The organism is Amycolatopsis sp., from assembly GCF_025464955.1.
GTDB lineage: Bacteria > Actinomycetota > Actinomycetes > Mycobacteriales > Pseudonocardiaceae > Amycolatopsis.
Map to the genome: position 1 here is coordinate 72,987 of NZ_JAODNM010000124.1, position 19,747 is coordinate 92,733.

Annotated in this window: 24 protein-coding genes and 1 pseudogene; 12 read left to right on the forward strand and 13 right to left on the reverse strand. The window is 68.2% G+C overall.

Annotation, left to right across the window (positions count from 1 at the left end; translation table 11 throughout):
- Positions 1-2 precede the first annotated feature (2 nt).
- The 5 genes from JWQ81_RS30590 to JWQ81_RS30610 are packed head-to-tail and all read right to left on the reverse strand — an operon-like array spanning position 3 to position 6,065.
- Positions 3-2,834, reverse strand: coding sequence for a WXG100 family type VII secretion target (locus JWQ81_RS30590; protein WP_297547081.1), 2,832 nt, complete (start codon positions 2,832-2,834; stop codon positions 3-5).
- Positions 2,834-3,145 (reverse strand): hypothetical protein, encoded by a 312-nt coding sequence (locus JWQ81_RS30595; protein WP_297547083.1) that lies wholly within the window; start codon positions 3,143-3,145, stop codon positions 2,834-2,836. The genes JWQ81_RS30590 and JWQ81_RS30595 overlap by 1 nt, the downstream gene beginning before the upstream one ends.
- The gene (locus tag JWQ81_RS30600) at positions 3,142-3,417 is read right to left on the reverse strand and encodes an acyl carrier protein (RefSeq protein WP_297547085.1); all 276 of its coding nucleotides are present in this window, start codon (positions 3,415-3,417) and stop codon (positions 3,142-3,144) included. The genes JWQ81_RS30595 and JWQ81_RS30600 overlap by 4 nt, the downstream gene beginning before the upstream one ends.
- Positions 3,410-5,068 carry a fatty acyl-AMP ligase gene (locus JWQ81_RS30605; RefSeq protein WP_297547087.1) on the reverse strand — a complete coding sequence of 553 codons (1,659 nt, stop codon included), beginning with the start codon at positions 5,066-5,068 and terminating at the stop codon, positions 3,410-3,412. Before JWQ81_RS30605 ends, JWQ81_RS30600 begins: the two co-directional genes overlap by 8 nt.
- A 55-nt stretch (positions 5,069-5,123) precedes the next feature.
- Complete coding sequence (locus tag JWQ81_RS30610; RefSeq protein ID WP_297547089.1) at positions 5,124-6,065, reverse strand: SDR family NAD(P)-dependent oxidoreductase; 942 nt, start codon at positions 6,063-6,065, stop codon at positions 5,124-5,126.
- 142 nt (positions 6,066-6,207) lie between these two features.
- Here JWQ81_RS30610 and JWQ81_RS30615 point away from each other — a divergent pair, with 142 nt between their 5' ends.
- Entirely contained in the window at positions 6,208-6,555 is a 348-nt protein-coding gene (locus JWQ81_RS30615) for a helix-turn-helix transcriptional regulator (protein ID WP_297547091.1), read from the forward strand.
- Between the two features lie 8 nt (positions 6,556-6,563).
- Here the strand turns inward: JWQ81_RS30615 and JWQ81_RS30620 are convergent, their stop codons facing one another.
- From JWQ81_RS30620 to JWQ81_RS30630, 3 genes and pseudogenes are all read right to left on the reverse strand, one after another.
- Positions 6,564-7,154 carry an ATP-dependent Clp protease proteolytic subunit gene (locus JWQ81_RS30620; protein WP_297547094.1) on the reverse strand — a complete coding sequence of 197 codons (591 nt, stop codon included), beginning with the start codon at positions 7,152-7,154 and terminating at the stop codon, positions 6,564-6,566.
- A complete protein-coding gene (locus JWQ81_RS30625) occupies positions 7,151-7,777 on the reverse strand; it encodes a ClpP family protease (RefSeq protein ID WP_297547096.1) in 627 nt (208 codons plus the stop codon). Before JWQ81_RS30625 ends, JWQ81_RS30620 begins: the two co-directional genes overlap by 4 nt.
- Before the next feature lie 85 nt (positions 7,778-7,862).
- Positions 7,863-8,167 (reverse strand): annotated as a pseudogene (locus JWQ81_RS30630) (DUF6790 family protein); the annotation flags it as partial.
- Between the two features lie 97 nt (positions 8,168-8,264).
- On the opposite strand from JWQ81_RS30630, the gene JWQ81_RS30635 reads away from it, so the two are divergent.
- Complete coding sequence (locus JWQ81_RS30635; protein ID WP_297547098.1) at positions 8,265-8,684, forward strand: MarR family transcriptional regulator; 420 nt, start codon at positions 8,265-8,267, stop codon at positions 8,682-8,684.
- 500 nt (positions 8,685-9,184) lie between these two features.
- On the opposite strand, the gene JWQ81_RS30640 is transcribed toward JWQ81_RS30635, so the two are convergent.
- Positions 9,185-9,400, reverse strand: a complete 216-nt coding sequence (locus tag JWQ81_RS30640) for a hypothetical protein (RefSeq protein WP_297547100.1) — start codon at positions 9,398-9,400, stop codon at positions 9,185-9,187.
- Between the two features lie 160 nt (positions 9,401-9,560).
- On the opposite strand from JWQ81_RS30640, the gene JWQ81_RS30645 reads away from it, so the two are divergent.
- The 8 genes from JWQ81_RS30645 (at position 9,561) to JWQ81_RS30680 (ending at position 15,416) form a co-directional block, all read left to right on the forward strand.
- A complete protein-coding gene (locus JWQ81_RS30645; protein WP_297547102.1) occupies positions 9,561-9,959 on the forward strand; it encodes a hypothetical protein in 399 nt (132 codons plus the stop codon).
- Positions 9,956-10,156, forward strand: a complete 201-nt coding sequence (locus JWQ81_RS30650; RefSeq protein ID WP_297547104.1) for a hypothetical protein — start codon at positions 9,956-9,958, stop codon at positions 10,154-10,156. Before JWQ81_RS30645 ends, JWQ81_RS30650 begins: the two co-directional genes overlap by 4 nt.
- Positions 10,153-10,875 carry a hypothetical protein gene (locus tag JWQ81_RS30655; protein ID WP_297547106.1) on the forward strand — a complete coding sequence of 241 codons (723 nt, stop codon included), beginning with the start codon at positions 10,153-10,155 and terminating at the stop codon, positions 10,873-10,875. The genes JWQ81_RS30650 and JWQ81_RS30655 overlap by 4 nt, the downstream gene beginning before the upstream one ends.
- Positions 10,872-12,986: an FtsK/SpoIIIE domain-containing protein gene (locus JWQ81_RS30660; protein WP_297547108.1), complete on the forward strand. Its 2,115-nt coding sequence runs from the start codon at positions 10,872-10,874 to the stop codon at positions 12,984-12,986. The genes JWQ81_RS30655 and JWQ81_RS30660 overlap by 4 nt, the downstream gene beginning before the upstream one ends.
- 516 nt (positions 12,987-13,502) lie before the next feature.
- Entirely contained in the window at positions 13,503-14,714 is a 1,212-nt protein-coding gene (locus JWQ81_RS30665; protein WP_297547109.1) for a helix-turn-helix transcriptional regulator, read from the forward strand.
- A 62-nt stretch (positions 14,715-14,776) separates the two neighbouring features.
- On the forward strand, positions 14,777-15,019 hold the full coding sequence (locus JWQ81_RS30670; protein WP_297547111.1) for a hypothetical protein: 243 nt from the start codon (positions 14,777-14,779) through the stop codon (positions 15,017-15,019).
- Entirely contained in the window at positions 15,019-15,150 is a 132-nt protein-coding gene (locus JWQ81_RS30675; protein ID WP_297547113.1) for a hypothetical protein, read from the forward strand. The genes JWQ81_RS30670 and JWQ81_RS30675 overlap by 1 nt, the downstream gene beginning before the upstream one ends.
- A complete protein-coding gene (locus JWQ81_RS30680) occupies positions 15,147-15,416 on the forward strand; it encodes a hypothetical protein (RefSeq protein WP_297547114.1) in 270 nt (89 codons plus the stop codon). The genes JWQ81_RS30675 and JWQ81_RS30680 overlap by 4 nt, the downstream gene beginning before the upstream one ends.
- Before the next feature lie 415 nt (positions 15,417-15,831).
- Here the strand turns inward: JWQ81_RS30680 and JWQ81_RS30685 are convergent, their stop codons facing one another.
- The 4 genes from JWQ81_RS30685 to JWQ81_RS30700 all read right to left on the reverse strand — a co-directional run bounded on the left by JWQ81_RS30685 (position 15,832) and on the right by JWQ81_RS30700 (position 17,725).
- On the reverse strand, positions 15,832-16,269 hold the full coding sequence (locus tag JWQ81_RS30685; RefSeq protein ID WP_297547116.1) for a hypothetical protein: 438 nt from the start codon (positions 16,267-16,269) through the stop codon (positions 15,832-15,834).
- Positions 16,266-16,481, reverse strand: coding sequence for a hypothetical protein (locus JWQ81_RS30690; protein ID WP_297547118.1), 216 nt, complete (start codon positions 16,479-16,481; stop codon positions 16,266-16,268). Before JWQ81_RS30690 ends, JWQ81_RS30685 begins: the two co-directional genes overlap by 4 nt.
- Positions 16,474-16,761 (reverse strand): hypothetical protein, encoded by a 288-nt coding sequence (locus tag JWQ81_RS30695; RefSeq protein ID WP_297547120.1) that lies wholly within the window; start codon positions 16,759-16,761, stop codon positions 16,474-16,476. The genes JWQ81_RS30690 and JWQ81_RS30695 overlap by 8 nt, the downstream gene beginning before the upstream one ends.
- A gap of 748 nt (positions 16,762-17,509) precedes the next feature.
- Positions 17,510-17,725: a DNA-binding protein gene (locus JWQ81_RS30700; protein ID WP_297547122.1), complete on the reverse strand. Its 216-nt coding sequence runs from the start codon at positions 17,723-17,725 to the stop codon at positions 17,510-17,512.
- A 50-nt stretch (positions 17,726-17,775) separates the two neighbouring features.
- On the opposite strand from JWQ81_RS30700, the gene JWQ81_RS30705 reads away from it, so the two are divergent.
- Positions 17,776-18,513 carry a helix-turn-helix transcriptional regulator gene (locus JWQ81_RS30705; RefSeq protein ID WP_297547124.1) on the forward strand — a complete coding sequence of 246 codons (738 nt, stop codon included), beginning with the start codon at positions 17,776-17,778 and terminating at the stop codon, positions 18,511-18,513.
- Complete coding sequence (locus tag JWQ81_RS30710; RefSeq protein WP_297547126.1) at positions 18,506-19,663, forward strand: tyrosine-type recombinase/integrase; 1,158 nt, start codon at positions 18,506-18,508, stop codon at positions 19,661-19,663. Before JWQ81_RS30705 ends, JWQ81_RS30710 begins: the two co-directional genes overlap by 8 nt.
- Positions 19,664-19,747 lie beyond the last annotated feature (84 nt).

The following is a 19,747-nucleotide window of genomic DNA, read 5'->3' on the forward strand; positions in this document are numbered from 1 at the left end:
CCTCACCGCCGCCGGGGAAGAGGCGGCTGATCATCGTCATCGTCCAGCGAACCGGAGATCCGGTGGCCGGCGGGATCGCCGACCGTCTCGAAGAGGCCGCCGTCGACGCGGTACCCACGCGGACCGCGCTCCTGGTCTCCGCCACCGCCACCGCCACCGCCACCGTGGGCACCGCCGCCGCCCATGGCGCCCATGCCCTGCATGCCGCCGACCGGCTGGCCTGAGGACGGATCGCCGGCGGCAGCGGTCATGGCGGGCTGGAATCCGGCCGGACTCTGCGACAGGCCGGCTGCTGCCCCGCTGTGTGCCCCCGCCCCGACCTCAGCCGGCGTCGCGGCACCGATCAACGAGCTGTGACCGATCGACCCGTGCAACGGTCCGGCCGGAACGCCACCACCCGCCCCGCCGCCGCCGAGCGCAGCATGCGACAGACCCGCGGTGGACGGTTCCGTGTGGTGACTGACGTCGTGCGGGACCGGCGCGGAGCTGGGAAGATGCCCACTCCCGATGCCCGAGTGCACGTCGACCGGGGTTTGGCTGCCCGGACCGGCCGCCTCGCCCAGGGTGTACGTAGTCGGGGTGCCCTTGCCGTCGTCGACCGTGACGACGGTCGGGCCGGCCGGACCGTCCGGCCGCTCGGCCGTGATCTTGGTGTCGCCGTCGGTGAAGTGGATCTTGCCGTCCGGTCCCGGGTGGTAGGCGCCATCCGCACCCGGCTGCCCGGCCTTGTCGGCGCCGGCGTGCCCCGGGCTTCCCTGGGGCCCGAAATCCGACGGCGAGCCAGGCTGCGCCCCGGTGGCCGCGGTGTCCTTGGCCCAATCGAGCTTGAAGTCCTTGTCCGGGCTGGTTCCGTCACCGATCTTGATGTCCATGTGGCCATCCGGACCGGGCGCGGTCATTTCGAACGTTTTGTCGCCCTGTTTGACCGTCAGCGTCTCCGGCCGATCGCCGGTTGCGCCAAGCGGATCGCCGGTGGGACTCATGGCCGGTCCCGGTCCTCCGATCCCGCCGGGGCGGCCGAGCGGGCCACTGCCGGCGGGGTTTCCGCTCGTGGGGCCCAGGGGCGGGATCGACGAGGGCAGCGTGCCACCCGGTTTGGAACCGCTGCCCGGCCCGCCCATGGGGGGAATACCGCCCAGCGGCGCTCCGCTGCCCGGGCCACCGGTGCCGGTCGGCCCAAGGTCACCCGACGGCGAAGTCGAACCGGGAATCGGCGGAATCGAACCGGGCGAACCACCACCGGTACCCGACGGCGGAGTCGAACCGGGAATCGGCGGAATCGAGCCCGGTGAACCACCACCGGTACCCGACGGCGAGGTCGAACCGGGAATCGGCGGAATCGAACCGGGCGAACCACCACCGGTACCCGATGGCGGAGTCGAGTCCGGAATCGGCGGGATCGACGCGGGCGAACCACCACCAGGGTTGCCACCCGACGGCGGAGCCGAGACAGGAATCGGCGGGATCGACGCGGGCGAACCACCACCGGGGTTGCTACCCGACGGCGGAGCCGAGACAGGCACCTGCGGTGAGCCGCCACCGCCACCCGGACCACCGAGAGTGCTCCCTGACGGCGGAGTCGAATCGGGAACCGGAGGCACCGAGCCGCTCGGAGGAGGACCACCATTGCCTGGCGTCGCGGGCGGCGTATTGCTGCTCGGCCCCCCGCTACCGGTCCCACCGGAGGTCGTGGTGCCACCGAACTCGTTCCGGACCTTGCTCATGACCCCGTCCAGCGTGTCGTACGCCTGATCGACGAGGTCGTGGGTGTCCTTGCAGGTCTTGACGAAACCCTCGTAGAGCCGATCCCACATGTCCGGGTTGAACTGGTTCTGCACCCACTGCTTGGCGAGGTCCTTACCGTGGCTCTGGATCTCTTTGTCGTCGCAGCAGCCGTCGTCGTTGAGCGTCTTGACCAGGTTGGTGCCGAAGTTCAGGTCCATCCAACCCGCGATGGCCGCGAGGTCGTCCACACTGCCGTGTTCGCCATTGGCGACGGAAATGACCTTCTGCGCCATGGTGAAGTCGGCCTTGCCGACCTGGTCGGTATACATCGCGATGATCGCGTCGGCTTTGCCCTTGCACAGCTGGAAGACCGTGGTCACCGTGGTCGTGACCGCTTGGGACGCCCCGCTGAGCGTCTGCGACAGCTTGGTCGCCTTCGGCTGGATGTCGTTGTTGTTCTTGTCCCAGGCGGCGTTGGCCGCGTCGCCGGTCCAGGTCTGCATCAACGAGTTCAGTGCGGAACCGGTGTCCTGAATGGTCTGGTCCACTGTGGTCGACCCGGTGTGGAAGTGGTCGGCGTCGTCCATGAACTGCTGGAACTGGATGCCGCGCTGCTGGTCGAACGGCTGCTGGATGTCCTTGTCGAAGTCGAGCGCGCGGGTGTTGCCGCGGCAGTCGTCCGGGATCTTCGCGAGCAGGGAACCGAAGGTCTGGAACACCTTCAGCGCGGGCGCGGCGGCGTCGAACAGCTCGTCGGAGGTTTTCGTGCCGACCTGGTTCGAAGCGGGCGGCTGCTTGTCGTCGAGCTGGGACTTGCCGTCGGTGACGGCCTTGGTCTCCTGGTTCTCGTTGTAGTCGGCCTGGTCGCCCTTCTGCTTGGCCGCGGTGTAGGCGTCGTCGGTCGAGCCGCCGATGGGCACGAAGCCGGCGGGGCCGCCGTACGCGGTGGCGTACCGCTGTGCGTCCTGGTGGTCTTCGACGGCGGTTTCGGGGTCTTGGGGGTTCGGCGGGTTCTCGTGGAGCCAGCTGTTGATCAGCATGGTCTTCGAATCGGGCGGGACGCTGGGGTCATCCAGCAGCGCCTTGACATCGGCCCAGCTCTTCGCCATTATTCCGCACCCGCGTTCGTGATCGAGCCGCTCTGCGACGAGTCGCTCTGGCCGTAGCTCTTGGCGCCGGCGCCGAGGGTCGACCCGTACCCGGAGAGGGTGCTGCTGTAGCCGTTGACCGAGTCCCACAGCGCCTGCGCGCCGGTGGTGTACTTCTGCGAGTGCTGCCCGTGCGCCTTGCCGAACCCATCCGCCGTGAGCGGCGTGGTCGACAGGTCCGGGTTGTTGTTCAGCAAGTCCTCGGCCAGGTGACCGACCGTCTTCGACGCCGACGCCAACGCGTCGGTATCGGCGGTATACCCCCCGCTCATCTTTCGACCCTCTCCTCAGGTGTCTCGGCGGCGTTTCCGGCCGCCAGTACTTCCGCGAGCACGTGAGCCACGGCCGCGATGTCCGTGAACTCGTCAAGCCGGTCGAGGTCGATCGTGATGGCGTACTGCACTTCCAACGCCGCGAGTAGGCGAACCCGGCCCTTGGAATCGATGCCCAGCTCCTCGAGCGGCGCATCGTCTTCAACGAGAGCGGGGTCGAGCCGGAAGGTGTCGCTCACGACTCGCGCGACGGCGGCACACAGATCAACCACGTCGATCACCATATCGCGTTCTCGCCGCGGATCTCGCGATCTTGCCGCTAGAGGTGCGCGGAAGGTCACCCGGAACGACCAGATGTACCGCACGCAGCGTCAGGTCGTGGGTGCTCGATACAGCGCGTAGCACGGCCCGCCGGACTTCCTTGGCGTCGGCCCCGGCGTCCGGTGTCCACTCCGCGACCACCACCGCGCCCTCACCACGGTCATCCTTGACGCCGAAAGCCGCGACGCGACCGCGACGGACGGACGGATGCGCCTCACCCACCGTCGCCTCGACGTCCTGGGGATGGTGATTGCGACCGTCGAGGACAATGAGGTCCTTGAGCCGTCCGGTGAGGTAGAGGTCGCCGCGGTGCAGCACCCCGAGGTCTCCGGTGCGCAGCCAACCGTCCACTCCGTCGAGTCGAGCCCCGAACGCGTCGTCCTCGCGTCGCCAGTAGCCCGACCCGACATGCGGGCCGTGGACCCAGACCTCGCCCACCGAGCCCTCCGAAAGAGACTGTCCATTCCGGACAATGCGCACGAGCTGGCCGACCGGGCGTCCGACGGACACCAGCTCCTGGCCTCGTGCCACCGCCACCGCCGTGCCGCGCGCGAGCGCCTCGCGGTCGAACGCGGTGACCGTGGGCCCCTCCGGGCCTGCGCTCGTCACGTACACCGTGGCCTCGGCCAACCCGTAGGACGGGCGATGCGCCTCGCGCCGGAAACCGTACGGGCCGAACGCCTCCTGGAACCGCTCCACTGTGTCCGGACGAACTGATTCACTGCCGTTGAGCGCTATCCGCACCCCCGAAAGATCCAGTCCGGCCAGGGGACCGGTATCGGCGGCGAGGTCGAACGCGAAGTTCGGGGCGGCGGTGAACACCTCGGGATAGTCCGACATCTGCCGCAGCCAGCGCTCGGGCGCGCGGAGGAACTCCAACGGCGCCATGAACACCGACCGGGCGCCGGCGAAAACCGGCAGGCACAGCAGCTGGATGAGGCCCATGTCGTGGAAGAACGGGATCCACCCGGCACACGTGGTGCCCTCGCCGACCTCGTACGCCCCGACCGCCTGCCAGCAGCTGGCGACGACCGCGCGATGCGGGATCACCACGCCGGCCGGCTCGCGGGTGGACCCCGACGTGTACTGCAGGTAGGCCGGGCTTTCCGGGTCCACGGGCACCGGATCGCCACCGGGACCGGCCAGGTCCTCGAGCACGACGACCTGGGAGCCCGGGGCGAACTCGCGGACCCGGTCCGCCGCGCCCCGGGAGGTCAGCACCACCTCCGCCGCGCAGTCGGCCAGGACCCCGCCGAGCCGTTCCCGCAGTGAGCGACTCGAGGGATCCATCAGCGGCACCGCGACCAAGCCCGCGGCCAGGACCCCGAAGAACGCGACCGGGTAGGCGAGCTCCTGCCCGGCGGTGATGGCGACCCTGTCGCCGGGCCTGGCGAGCTCACGCAGCCTTGCCGAGACCACCCTCACCCGCTCGACGAGTTCTGCCCAGGTCAGGGTCTCGTCAACGCAGTCGACGCCGTCAGCGCCGCTGGCGTAATCCTGATGGGTGAACACCGGCCGCTGGTCGGCCGCGCGGCGGAACAGGACCTCGACGATCGACGTGCCCAGCACTTCCGCCGGCACGGACATCGGCGTCATCGGCATGGGACCCAGTATGGACAGTCCGTGGCGGGCGCCGCACTTCGTGTTCTACGGCTCCCTAGCTGCTCGGATCGACGCCGGTCAGGTCGACGCTGGCGGCCCACAGTCGCGCGGCGAGGTCGGTGTCGGCCAGTCGGCCTTGAACGGGTTCAAGCCTGGGCTTACCTCGCAGCCCGAACACGCGCGGACCCCACAGCTGGCCGCCCTGAACGCTCGGGTCGAGGACGGCCCGCACCGCTGGCCACGCGCCGGCGTGTTTGCCGTGCAGGACGAGACCGGCAGGCAGGCCGCCCAGCCGCTGACCCGTGGTCCGGACCTGGACGGGCGGGCGGGACGCGGTGAGCGAGTCCAGCGCGCCGCCGGGGTGGTTCACCACGCTCAGCGTCGGGCTGCCGGAGGCGCGCAGGCGACGGTCGAGTTCGAAACCGAACAGCATCTGCGCCAGCTTCGACCGGGCGTAGGTGCTCTTGGGCTGGTAGTCCCGCGTGTTTTGCAGATCGTCGAGGTCCAGCTGAGCGGATTTGCCGACAAAGCTGCCGGTGGTCACGACGCGACCCGCCGGCGACGCGTCGAGCAGTGGCGTCAGCCACCGCACCAGCACGAAGTGCCCGAGGTGGTTGGTGGCGAACGTCAACTCGTGGCCGTCCGGGGTTTCACGCCGTTGCGGCTGGTCGAGCATCACCCCAGCGTTGCACACGACCGCGTCGAGCCGCTCGACCTCCATCTCGTCCACCGAGGACTTCAGCGAGGAGAGGTCGGCCAGATCCAGCCGGAGGTGACGCAGGCGCGCGCCGGGGACGCGGGAGCGGATGGAGGCCATCGCGGCGTCGGCCTTGGCGGCGTCCCGGCTGCCAAGGATGACGGTGGCTCCGGTGACGGCGAGTTGCTCGGCCACGAAGTACCCGATACCCGCGTTTCCGCCGGTGACCAGGAAAGTCTTCCCCTCGGCACGCGGCAGCCGGTCGACTTCCCAGCGGTGGGTTTGGTCTGCGGACGGCATGGCGACTCCCCTGGGCTGAAGGCTGCTACTCCGCCAGTTAAGCGGAACCAGTGAGACATCGTTCGGAGTCCCTTCGCCTGCTCATTTCCGCCAGCAGCGGAACCGCTGCCCCTGGGACCCGCACCGGTGCCAGGATGACCCGATGGCGGACATTCTTCCCTTCCACCGCAAGCGCACCCCCGACTCCGAGGGTGAGCCGGAACCCCTATGGCGCGAGGCGCTGGGCCGGAACCTGCGGGCGGCCCGGGAGGAACAGGGTGGCCGGCTGGTCGACATCGCCGAGCGGGCCGGCATCTCGCCGCAGTACCTGTCCGAGATCGAACGAGGGCGTAAAGAGCCCTCCAGCGAGATGATCGCCGCGGTCACCGGTGCGCTGGGGGTGGAACTGGCCGACCTGCTCGCCGACATCGCGGGCGTCATCCGGCGGAGCCACGGCACGGGTCCCGCGGTCGGACGCCGCCCCTCGGGACCCGTGCTCATGGCCGCCTGAGGGCGCCTTCAGATTCGGAGGTCGAGGACGCGGTCCGCGAGCCCGTAGCCGACGGCACCCGCCGCGTCGAACACACGGTCACGGTCGGTGTCGTGCCGCAGGTCCGCGATCGCGCGACCGGTGTGCGTGGACAGCACCTCCTCCAGCTGGGTACGCACCCGCACCACCTCGTCGGCCTGGAGGATGAGGTCCGGGATCGTGCCGCGGCCCTGCGCCGCGGGCTGGTGGAGCACGACCCGGGTGTGCGGCAACACAAAGCGGTGCCCAGCCTCGCCCGCGGCCAGTAGCACCGCACTGGCCGCGACAGCTTGTCCGACGCACGTCGTGGCCACCGGCGCCTTGATGAAACGCATGGTGTCGTACAGCGCGAGCATCGCGGACGGGTCACCACCCTCGGAGTTGATGTACAGGTTGATCTCCTGTTCCGGGTTGTCCGCCTCCAGGTGCAGCAGCTGGGCGATCAACGCGTTCGCCACCCCGGAGTCGATCCCGGTGCCGAGGTAGACGATCCGCTCGGACAGCAGGTGCGAATAGACGTCCATGATCCGCTCGCCACCCGCGTTGCGCGTGATGACATTGGGAATGGTGTACGTGCTCATGCCGGAGCTCCTGTCGCAGAGGCGAACCCCAGCGCGGGGGCACGCACGGGCACAACCTGGTCGAGGCTGTCGACGACGTGGTCGATGAAGCCGTACTCGCGTGCTTGCTCGGTGGTGAACCACCGGTCGTGTAGCGAGTCGGCGAAGATCCGGTCGACCGGCTGGCCGGTGTCCGCCGCGATGATCCCGAGCACGGTGTCCCGCATGTGCCGCAGATCGTCGGCCTGCACCTCGATCTCGACCGCCGATCCGCTGATCCCCGCCGAGCCCTGGTGCATCAGGATGCGGGCGTGCGGGAGGGCGAAGCGTTTGCCAGGGGTGCCACCGGACAGCAGGAACTGCCCCGCACTGCACGCCAGTCCCAGCGCGAGCGTGGCCACGTCACACGGCACGAGCCGCATCACGTCGCGAATGGCCAGCATCGCGGGCACCGAGCCGCCGGGCGAGTGGATCCACAACGCGATGTCCTTCCCGGGATCCTCGCTCGCCAGTGACAGCAGCTGGGTGGCGAGCACTGTCCCGTTGTCGTCGTCCAACACGCCGTCGAGGACGAGTACCCGCTGGTTGAAGAACCGTTCTCGGAGTCGCTGATCGAACAATGGCTGTTTCTCGTTGTCGGTCATGCTCCGACAATGCCGCCGCGCCGGTGCTGCTCGCCGGTTTCTCTGCCGTGAGCAGATCAGCCCTCAGCAGAGTGGCGGACTGCGTTTACGACTGCTGGACGGCCGCGGCTTGCGTCGACTGGGACCGTCGCGCGAGGACGATCATGACCACCGGAATGAGGAGGTGACACCGATCGTGATCCGCTCGCGGGCCGACGCCGACGCGGCACGGAGGCCCAGGAACGCCAGACCGAGGTTCGCGAAGGCGATCTCGAACATGAGCGGAGTACGGGTGAAGCCGATCGCGTCCGCCATGACGTTCGGGATGCCTTGGAACGAGACGGTCATCCACAGGCTGCCCCAGCCGAGTGCGGCGATCGCCCACCACCGCTGCCAGATCTCGAGTCGCTCGGCGCCGGCGTGGACTGGGCTAGGTAACTCATCGTTGTCAAGAGCTGAATCCTGCATAGTTAATATTAACTAGTCAACATCGAGGTAGGCTGACGTCGTGGACGATGGAATCTCAGATCTGCTGCACCGAGTGGTCTCCCTGCTGGGCGACGTCGCTCGCCGGCACACAGGCCAGGACGGCGAACTCACCTACAGTCAGCTGCGACTGCTGGGCGCACTGGAAGACGTCGAGCCGGCGACTCAGCATCGGCTCGCGCAGGCCCTTGGCGTCTCCGACCCGGCGGTCAGCCGGGCACTGCGGCCACTGGAACAGCAAGCACTGGTCAGGATCACCCTCGACCCGCAGCACGCGCGGCGGCGACTGGTCGAGCTCACCACCACCGGCCGCGAGACCTACCACGCCAACGGAAAACCACTTGCCGAAGCGCTCCGGCTTGCCTTGCAGGAACAGGGATTTCCCTACGACCGCTACTTCGCCGACACCCTCCGGCTGGCCGAAATCCTCGAATCCGACTGAGTGCGGTTACCGGCCTACAAAGCAAGGTCTGAACAGAAACATTGGCCTGTGACGCACGATCTCGACCGATGTTTCAGTCCAGTTTCTCTCCGGGTGTCTTGTGCCAGCCGGCGATCCGAGCTCGGGGCCGCGTCCGCGATTTCGGACCAGGGGTCGTTCATCAGCAGCGCCACTGCGTTCCGCGGCGAGCGCGGGTGCGTCGCGACACCTCTGCGGACCGCTGGCAACAGGCCCCGTGCCTCGCCCGGCTGCCGACCTGTCCCGGGCACAAGAAGAGAGCCCCCCTGCAGGCAGGGGGGCTCTTTCCGTACTGATCTGTCTCAACCGTGCGTGCGCCCGAAGGGATTCGAACCCCTGACCTTCTGATCCGTAGATCAGTGGAGCCAGTCCTTCCCAGTGCGTTGGAGTCCGCAGTGCCAGGTCAAGACCGCTAAATCTCGCTGACCGACACCCCGTAGTCCACCCCGTTTCCGGTAGTCCGTGATACGAGAGTGAGACGGTCAGCGCTGGCGTTCTGGAGCGCTCTTGACCAGTTTCCGCACGTACTCCCCGGTCCACTCGTGGTCGATCTCGCGCACGATGTCCGCCTGCCGCTTGCCGGCGGCGTACTCGGCCCGCACGCCAGCGATGAGCGAGTCGCGAGCCCGCTCAAGTTCAGCTTTGGCGTGCCGGTACTTCTCGGTGAGCTCAGTTAACGATGCGCGTTTCGCAGTCATCCACACAGCCTGACACAACAGAGTTGCACAAACAAGTTGCCCAACCCTGTTGACAGCCCAACTCAGTTGTACAACACTGTTGGGACAGCAAGCGAAAGACGGCCCCCGGCGGTGCTTGAGACACCAACCGGAGGCCTTGATCAGACCGGAGATCTGACCCATGAAGAACCGTACTGCGACCCTGACCCGCCCGAAGCCCCGCCCGGTGTCGACTCGGCCAGCGCCGCGGCCCACCTCGCCGCCTCGGCCGCGCCCCACGATCATCGACCAGCTCGAACGCGTCTGCTACTGCCGGTCGTGCGGGTCGGCAGACAACCCACGTGCCGCCTACTGGGCACGCAAGTTCGAGGCGGCCGAGCGCGACCTCTACTCCGCGGCCGGCGAACCTATGCCGGAGCCGACTTGCCCGCGGGTGGCGGCCACTGACGACGTCCGGCGCGAGCAGACGGCCAAGAAGCGTGCGGCCGACACCCGGACCCTGGACGAGGTCGCCGACAGCATGCTGTCGCTCCTCGACGACGCCGGTCTCGAGCAGTTCCTCGACGGTGACGCCGCATGAGCGCCGACCTGCAAGCCCTCACCGACGAGCTGATCCGGCGGCGCGACGAGCACCTGCAGCTGGTCGAGATGCTCGGCGGCGAGCGGGACCGTGGCTACGTCAACGGCTACGGCTCCGCACTGGCGCTCCTGCGCATCTACACCGGCGGCGAGTACGGCCAGGACCGCGGCGCGCAGGGCCTCGGCGGTGCCGCATGACCGCGGACACCACCGTCCTGCAGCTCGTCCGCCAGGCCGTCGAGCAGGCCCACGCGGCGGGCTCCCCCGCCCCCGGTCGGCCGACGCTGGCGCGGCTCACCGGCGCCACCGAGCACCAGGTTCGCCAGGCGCTCGCCAGCCTGGCGACCGACGACACCAGCGTCACTGTGCCCGACGACGAGCCCACCGACGACGGCCTCGAGCGGCCCGTCGACACCGGTGCGCTGGTGACGGTCGCCGAGCCGGACCCGCCAGCGCTGGCGCCAGCTGGCGAAACGGTCACCAGCGTCACGCCAGGTGGCGGGAAGCTGGTGGCGTGGGCCGGGTTCCTGTTCGGCTCCGCCACCTCGATCGCCGCCAACGTGCTCGCGTCCAGGCTCGTCCCTGCCGGTGCCGCGCCAGGCTGGCAACCCAGCATCTACGCCGAAGTGGGCGCCGCAGTGTGGCCGCTCGGCCTGCTCCTGTCCGTCGAGGCACTGTCCCGCGTCCGGTGGCCGGCGGGCGCGCTGTGGAACCTCGCCCGATACGGCGGCGCCGGCACAGTCGCGCTCGGCTCCGCGGTCATCTCCTACGGCCACATCCGCGAAGTCCTGCTCTCGTGGGGATACACCGACCTCGGCGCCGGTGTCGGCCCGCTCGTCATCGACGGCCTGATGACGATCTGCGGTTTCGCGATGCTCGCCACCAGCGGCACCAGCAAGGGCGGTGACCAGCGATGACGAACCCCGAAGCCACGCCGATCGTCGGCGAGCTGGTCGACGCCGACCACGATGGGCTGCCCGACACCACCCACACCGCCGAGCTGGACACGAGCGGCCAGGTGTTCGACGCCGAGCTGGTCGAGGACCCGCCGGTGGCCGTCGACTCCGCGCGGGTCGAGCGGCTGCCGCTGAACCTGCGGGTGAAGCGGGCCGAGCGGCGCCCGGTGCTCCCCGAGTGGATCAAGTCCCGCGAGGAAGCGCAGGCCGTAGCCGAGTGGCTGGCCGGGCACATCGCGCACGTCGCCGCTTTCCACGCGGTCCGGCTGCCGCTGTACCTGGCGAAGCTGGCGATGTGGTCACCAGTAGGGCTGGTGACCGCTGGCGCCGCTGGCGTGCGGTGGGTGTTCGACGCCGAGGCCGCGCCGTTGCGGGTCGACGCCGTGCGCCGCACGGACGCGGAGATGTACCTCAAGCTGGCACGTGAACGTTCGCACCGGGTGCGCCACCGGATGTGGCTGGCGGGCATCCTGACGGCCCTGGCGACCACTGGCGGTGTGCTGGCGTGGCTGCTGGCGCCCACGCTGATCCTGGCCGGGATGTCGACGGCCGTGATGACCGTGTTCGGGTTGATCGGGGCGCCGCGCGACAAGCCGATCGCCGGTACCGCGGTGGTGGTGGAGCGCTACCAGCGGCTCACCAGCGAGATGGTGGAGCGCTCCCTGTCCAGCCTCGGCGTGGCCTCGCTCAGCGGGAAGGGCGTCAAGATCACGTTCGCCGCGCCGATCCAGCGGGACGGGCCCGGCTGGCGTGCGGAGGTCGACCTGCCGTTCGGGGTGACCGTCGCCGACGTGTCCGAGCGCCGCGACCGGCTCGCGTCCGGCCTGCGTCGCCCGCTGGGCTGCGTGTGGCCCGAACCGGTGTCCGAGGAGCACCCCGGGCGCCTGGTGCTGTGGGTCGGCGACCTGGCGATGAACAAGGCGAAACCGGCCGTGTGGCCGCTGCTCAAGGCCGGACAGGCGGACATCTTCGCGCCGGCGCCGTTCATGACCGACCAGCGTGGCCGCCCTGTCGGCGTCGACCTGGTGTTCAACAACATGCTGATCGGCGCGATGCCTCGTATGGGCAAGACGTTCTCCGTGCGCGAGCTGGTCCTGTTCGCCGCCCTGGACCCGTACGTCCAGCTGCGCCTGTTCGAGCTCAAGGGCACCGGTGACCTCGGGATGTGCGAGCCGGTGGCGCACCACTACGCGTCCGGTTCGGATACCGGCACCCTCGACGCGTGCATGGCCAGCCTGCGCGAGCTGTACGCCGACCTCGAGAAACGCTCGAAAACCATCACCCGGATCGCGAAGGAAGACCGGGCCCGCTGCCCGGAGAACAAGGTCACCGCCGAGCTATCCCGCGACCCGAAGCTCGGCCTCGGGATCGTGTTCCTGACCATCGACGAGTGTCAGGAGTTGTTCTCCCACAAGGATTACCGCGACGAGGCCGAGCGGTTGTGTGAGGGCCTGGTCAAGCGTGGGCCAGCCATGGGCATCATCCTCGTTCTCGCCACCCAGCGGCCGGACGCGAAGTCCCTGCCGAAGTCCATTTCGGACAACGCGGGTATCCGGTTCTGCCTGCGCGTCATGGGCCAGGAACCGAACGACATGGTGCTCGGGACCAGCTCCTACAAGAACGGCATCCGGGCGTCGACGTTCTCCGCGAAGGACAAGGGCATCGGGTACCTCGTCGGCGCCACTGACGACCCGATCATCGGCCGGACGTACTACATCGACGGCCCGGACGCCGAGAAGGTCATCGACCGGGCCCGGCTGCTACGCGAGAAGGCCGGCACCCTCACCGGGTACGCGGTCGGCGAGGACCAGCCGCTCACGGTCAACGTCGCCGACGATGTCCGCGCGGTGTTCGCCGGGCCCGAGGAACGGCTCTGGGGATCGACCATCCTCGAGCGCCTCGCCGTGTACCGACCGCAGGTCTACGGATCGTGGGGCGCGGACCAGCTCGCCGCGGCGCTCAAGCCCTTCGGGATCCGGCCCGAACAGGTCTGGGGCACCACCGATGAGGGCAAGGGCGCGAACCGCAACGGCTACGCCATCGAGTCGCTCGCTAGGGCCTTGACCCACTAGGCCTAGACCCGCCCCTAGGCCCGCAGGGGTCGCCTGACCTGCGAACTAGGGCCTAGGGGCACATCCGCTTCCCACCTCGAGAACCTCACGGAGGACACCTTGTGGACCCTGATCCTCGTCGCCCTAGGCGCGCTGCTCGTGTACGGACTAGCGTGCGTGATCTGGCCTTACGCCTCGTGCGGTAGGTGTAAGGGGGAGTCGGCCGCTTCCGGTCGCCATCCGGCCGAACATGGCGCCCCTGCGGCCGGTGCGGCGGCAGCGGCCAGCGCATCCGGATCGGCCGGCGCCTCTGGGACATCGGACGGTAGTCCTCGTCACCATCTGATCGTTCATCAGAAGGCTGCTGTACGGCGCGCCCTGACCAGCACAAACACTCGACCATCTCACGTGATCTCACAGTCGAGTCGACGAGCATCGTGGCCAGCTACCCTGGTGGTTGCCTCTTCGCGGAGGAACGCCCCCGGGTAGCTCCCGGGGGCACGCGAAGTGGTCGACTCCGCGAATGAGGGATGCCGTGTGTCCGACTCCACTGATCTTGGCCGCCGCGTGCGCGAGATCCGGTCCTGGCGAGGCCTGAACCTGCGCACGACCGCAGACCTGGCCGGCCTCTCGCATGGCTACCTGGGCAAGCTGGAGCGCGGCGAGAAGCCGGTGAACAGCCGCCAAGTCCTCGAGGCGCTGGCGATGGCGCTGCGCGTTTCGCCCGACACCCTGACCGGCATCCCGGAACCGACCGGGCGCGCCTCGGTCGAGTCGGACGACACCGCGACCACGCTCGCTGACCTGCTCAGCGGTTGGTGGGTCGGCGAGATACCCGATGCTCCTGGCCGGCCGTTGCAGGAAGTCCTCGCTGACCTGATGGCGTTCCACCACTCTCGCAACAGCTCGGGGGCACAGGGCGCCGGTGACTACCCGACGCAGGTGGCCAAGTTGTCGCCGCTGATTCGCGACCTGCTCGCCCTGGCGGCCGACCCCGTGACCGGGCGCGAGGCGCTCGCGCCGCTGCTGACCGCCTACCACGTCGCGGGCAGTATCGCGGCGCGCCTACACGTCCCTGGGATGCCGTCGATGGCGGCCGAGCGTATGCGGCAGGTGGCCGACAAGCTCGACGATCCCGTGTGGCAGAACGTGGCGACGTGGGGCCGAGCGCACTTCATCTCCTCGACGAATCGGCCGCGGCAGTACGACCTCGCGGTGTCGGTCGCCGACGAGGCACCGGCGGGCCGGTTGGAGACCCGCGGAATGGCGAACCTGACGGCAGCCCTGGCCGCCGCTGCGCAGGGACACGGCGATGTCGCGGAGACACACCTGGCGGAGGCCGCGGCTATCGCCGAGCGGATCGAGCCGGACGTATCGCCGTGGCCGGCGGGCATCATGCAGTTCGGGCGGACGAACGCGGGCATCTTCCGGGTATCGATCGGCGTCGAGCTCGGCCAGGGGGCGCGCGTCGCTGAGATCGCCTCGACTGTGCGCCCGGAGACGATCTCCAGCGGCCGACAGGCGTCATTCTGGACCGACTACGGCCGAGGACTGATGGAGTCGCCCAAGCACCGAGACGCCGGGTTGGCCGCGCTGCTCAAGGCCGAGTCGCTGGCTCCGGCGCAAGTGCATCGCAATGTGTTCGTGCGCGAGGCTGTGGCGGATGCACTCGCGACGGCTCGCCGTGACGCGGGCCGGCGTGAGCTCCGCGGACTGGCATGGCGGATGGGCGTAGCGCCGACCGGGTGAATCGATGGGCATGTGTCCCGAGGGGACACAAAGGCTGACCTTTCGCTCTTAGCGTCGACCGTGTGACGAACAGCAACGAGCACCCCGAGCGGCGTGGGCACGTCCAGACCGTGATCGTCCAGGCTGTCGACATGCTCGGCCGCCCGGTGCCGGTGTCGGTGTCGGTGCTGAACACCGATGGCGGCCTGCAGATCTCCCTACGCGTGGACGACGGCGACGAGGTGATCCTGCCGGACTACTCGGCGATCAACCTCTCAGTCCGGCTGCAGGAAGCATTCCGCGCGAAGCTCGAGGGTGACCGGTGATGCGGGGGTTCAGCAACTCCGGCGCCGGTCCGGACCCCACTGCGACCGGGGCCGCCGAGGACAAGGCGCGCCGCGAGCGCGAGCAGGCCGAGCGGGACGCGGCCGACGACGAACAGGACGACGACCGGTGAGCGCCCGCATCGAGATCACTCCGGCGAAGCCCTACGTGGACTGGGTGCTCCGCGAGTACATCGAGGGCAGCACGCTCCACTTCTACAGCAAGTCCGAGCTGGCCGACCCCGGCATTCAGTGGCTCGTTCCGTGGTGCCAAGCGGACGACATGTACCCGGCGCGTCACCCGAAGGTCGAAGTCAAGGCTGACCCGGTGGCCGCGCACGTCAATGCCTGCGTCGGCTGCGCCAACGCGGACCGTCGAGCCCGCGGCGACCGCCCCTAATCCCCCGGCCGCCGCGCTTCCCCCGACGGTGCGGCGGCTGGGCCTCCACTCCCCCGGTGCTGCGACGGCCCCCCGCAACGGCGCGCACCGGGGCCACGATTTCCCGGCCGGTCAACTCCCGCATTGGCCTGCAGGTCACCGGTCGGGAATCAGCTCCGTGTACACGGGCCAACCGTGAGATGCCGTGAGACGGCTCCCTGTAACCGCAGGTCAGAGCCTCTGAAATTGGCCCCATCTGATACCGAATCAGACGCGAAAGCGCCCCCCGACAGCACGTCGTCGGGGTGCGCCTTCGCGTCGTGGCTACCGACACCGGTTGAGACAGACAACGAGTGTTGTCAGTGTGTAACTGATCATGAGCGCCAGTCCGGTTAGGCGACGAGTGGCAAGTAGCTAGTGGAAAGGGCAGTGGCAACTACGCGGCGTCGTCAGCGGCCCGCTGGGCTGCTTCGCGGAACCGCGCTAGTTCGGCCGCTGCCTGCTCGGCGGGGGTTGGTGCGGGCGCGAGCATCTCTTCGGCGATTTCGGCGTTCAAGGCCGTCCTGTGGGCTCGGATCCGTGCTGTCTGGTCGTTGGCTGCCCGGTCCGCGATCACTTCTTCGAAGCTGGCGTGGCCGTATTCGGCCTTGAACTTGGCCGCGTTCGCGGCGGTCTCTCGTGCCTGCTGCGCGGCCTGGTACTCGGCGAACACGACGCGTTCGAGTTCGGCCTTGAGCTCCGGGAGCCGGCGCGTCGCCGGGCCGAACTCGTATGCGTAGTTCGGCTGCTGGTGGGATCGGACGATCCGGCCTTCCAGCTCGGCGATGTCGGACTTGATGTCGTCGCTGGTTCGGGGGCGCTCTTCGATGGTCATGCCGGGTCCTTGCTTGAGGGTGCGGATGGTTTTTCGCCGGTCGGCGAAGTGTTGGGGTGTGCGATGAGGCCGCGTTCGGCGAGGTGTTGCAGCTTCATGGCGTGTCGGCGGACGAGTCCGCGGTCACGGGCGACCTGGAATACCACGCGGGCCGCCTGGTTGCGCGCCCGGCGGCCGGGCTGCGCGCCCTCGTCGGTGTGGTCGTCATGCATTGCTGGTCACCGTCTCCTTTTCCTGCCGACTACTCGCGTTGCGGCAGATCAGACAGGTGGCCGAGAGGCCAGTGCCCGGCCGGATGTACCGCCCTGCATCGGTGCCGTGCTCGCAGCGCATTTGTGGGTCGGCGCGGGCGCGTTCGAGCGCGTCGGCGATTTCGATGGATTGCCGCTCGCTGCGGACATGTGCGAGCCGGTCGGTGAGTTCGCCGTTGGCGGCAAGGCTGGTGACGTAGCCGATCAGGGAGGTTTTCGCCTCGCCGGTGAGCTCTTCCATGAGGATTTGAATCTCCTCCTCCCCTGCGTCTGGGCACGCTCTGGCAATGACGTCGGCGACGCGCGCACGCGGAGAGGGTTTTTCTGTCTTCTTACTGTCTTCTTCGGGGGAACTGTGGTTCCCCCCGTGCGTCCCTGTGGTTCCCCCCGTGCGCCCCTCTGCGACATGTCGTGTAGTTCCCTGGGGAACCTGACGACCTGTCGTGTGGTTCCCCTCGTACGGTCGCATGGGAGCGAAAGCCAGGTCGTAGACGACGGGTCGTCGGTCAGCCCGAATACCGACAGCTGCGCTCTGGTCATCCGGTCGACGGATCAGGCCGAGCTCAAGGAGTCCAGCGATGTCCTTCTTGACCTGCCGAGGCGTCTTGCGGGCGTACCTGGCGAGCGCGCCTTGGCTCGGATACGAATCCCGGCCACTGTCGTTGGCATGCCGAGCAATGCCCACGAGAGTGACCACGAGTGACGGCGGCAAGTCAGGGGCATCGTCTAGCACCCAGAGCACAGCTCGGATGCAGAGCCACTCGGATCGATTGTTGTCGTCGCCGGCCATCAGGCAGCCGTCCACCCTGGCGCGCGCAGGGCTGCTCGGCGCGCGCACGGGGTATCCTTGACCGGGATGTTGCGTTGGGCCCCCGGTGAAATCCGGGGGCCTTTCTCGTGTTCGGACACGTGCCGCGTCCCTCTCGTCTGATTGCTGATCAGGTGGCCCGGTTTTCAGGCCTTCTGACCTGCGGTGATGAGGCGGCGTATCACGCGCTCTCACGCGCTGGCTCAACTTCGAGCAACGCAAGGATCGACGCGGTGACCACCCGGTAGCGCGATCCGACCTTGATCACCTTCGCTGGGAAGTCACCTCGGCGCGCCAGTTCGAACGAGTAGGACCGGCTGATCCCAAGTGCCCCACCGGCCATGGGTACGCCGACGACAGGCGGCCAATCGCGGATCTCGTCAATAGGTGTCGACATTTCCCGGGCTCCATTCGTCACATCGGTGAATTTTCTATGCGATGTGCTGTGTGCCCACTGTTCTACACGTCCTGTTGCGTTCGCGCAATCCGCACAGTACGTTCAGCGATGTGCAGAATGACTCGATACCCAGCAACGTCGTAGGCGACCGTGTCAGGCAGTACCGCAAGGCCCTGGTCTGGTCCATTGAGCAGTTGGCCGAGCGATGCGCGGCCATCGGCGCAACGAGCCTGACCGTGCCGGCGCTGTACGTCATCGAGAGCGGGCGCCGCGAGAAGGAAACCAACCGGCGGCGTCGAATGATCACCGTTGATGAGTGGCTTGACCTGTCGAAGGCGCTCGGCGTGGCTCCCCTGGCGCTGCTGCTCCCGTACGAGCGGAACGCGGACTACCTGATCACCAGCGAGATAAGCGGAACCGCCGAAGCGGCGTACCGCTGGATCATCGGCCGGTGGCCAGACCTACGACCGGTACGGGAGTCCTCTCTAACGGACGAGGAGAAGCACCGCTACGCCACAAATCGCCCCGCCTGGATGACGGAAGCTGTCGAGTTGACGGCCGCCGAAGCGGGACAACATTTTGATCGTGCCGTCCAGGTTGCCCACTTCGTAGCCCACGCAGCATGGGAAACCGGACTGACTCGAGGGGAGGGCGCGGCATTCGTAGGGCTACTCAAGGACCTCGTCGCAAATATCCTGACCACCGCAGAGCAGGACCCCAACTACTTCGACAAGGTCAAAGACGTCGACAGCGAAGACCTAGACGGGAAGGGAAATACTCGTGAGTGACCCGATCAAGAAGATCACCCTCAAGAACGGAACGGTGAGATACCGGTTCGTTGTGGACATCGGCAGCGACCCGATCACCGGGAAGCGCCAGCAGAAGACCTACACGTACGACCTCAAGCGCGAGGCGATCGCGGAGCGCTCGAAGATCATTAACGAGACCGCGCAGGGCACCTACGTGCGGCCATCGAAGATGACGCTGGCCGAGTACCTCGACGAGTGGTTGCCGCCGGTCGTCCGGGATCTCTCCGAGAACACGAAGCGGAGCTACGCCGACGCGCTCCGGCCGGCGCGTGACCGGCTCGGCCGCAAGCAGCTGCAGGCGCTCACAAAGGCCGATATCGAGCAGCTCGTCACGTGGATGCTCACGAGCGGCCGCAAGCGCGGCGGCAAGGTCGGTAGCGGGCTGTCGGGCCGGTCGGTGGCGCTGACGCTGGGCAGGCTCACGGCGGCACTGAAGACGGCCCTCGATGAGGGGAAGGTCGTGCGGAACGTCGCCGCGCTGGTCAATCCGCCGGCGTACAAGCCGAAGAAGCAGGGAACCTGGTCGAAGGCCGAGGTGCAGACGTTCCTGACGACCGCGGCGACCGAGCGACTGCACGCCGCGTGGCGGATGTCGCTCTACGGCCTCCGGCGCGGCGAGGTGCTGGGGCTGAGGTGGGCCGAGGATGTCGACCTCGACGCCAAGACCATCACGATCAACCTGACCCGCGTGCTCGTCGACTACAAGATCATTGTGAAGGAACCGAAGTCAGAGAACGGACTCCGGACGCTGCCGCTGGACGACGAGCTCGTCGCCGCCCTACGCGCACTGAGGGCGAAGCAGGCCGCGGAGAAGCTCGCCGCCGGTCCGGCCTACGCCGACAGCGGTTGGGTGGTGGTCGACGAACTCGGCGAGCCGGTGCACCCGGAGCGCTACTCGGACGACTTCGGCCGCGTGCTCGCGCGGGCCGAGGTACCCCGGATTGTGTTGCACGGCGCGAGACATACGGCGATCTCGCTGATGGAGAAGTCGGGCGTGCCGATCAGCATCATCAGCAAGTGGGCCGGGCACTACGACGTGAAGTTCACCTATGGCGCGTACGTCCACGCTGAGGACGAAGATCTGCACGAGGGCACTGCCGCGCTGGGCAAGCTGTACAAGATCAACTAGGCGTGTGAGAAATTGTGAGACATCGAGCCCGGACGCAAATCAGGGCCCGTACCTCACCGAAGTGAAATAGGGCCCTGACCTGGT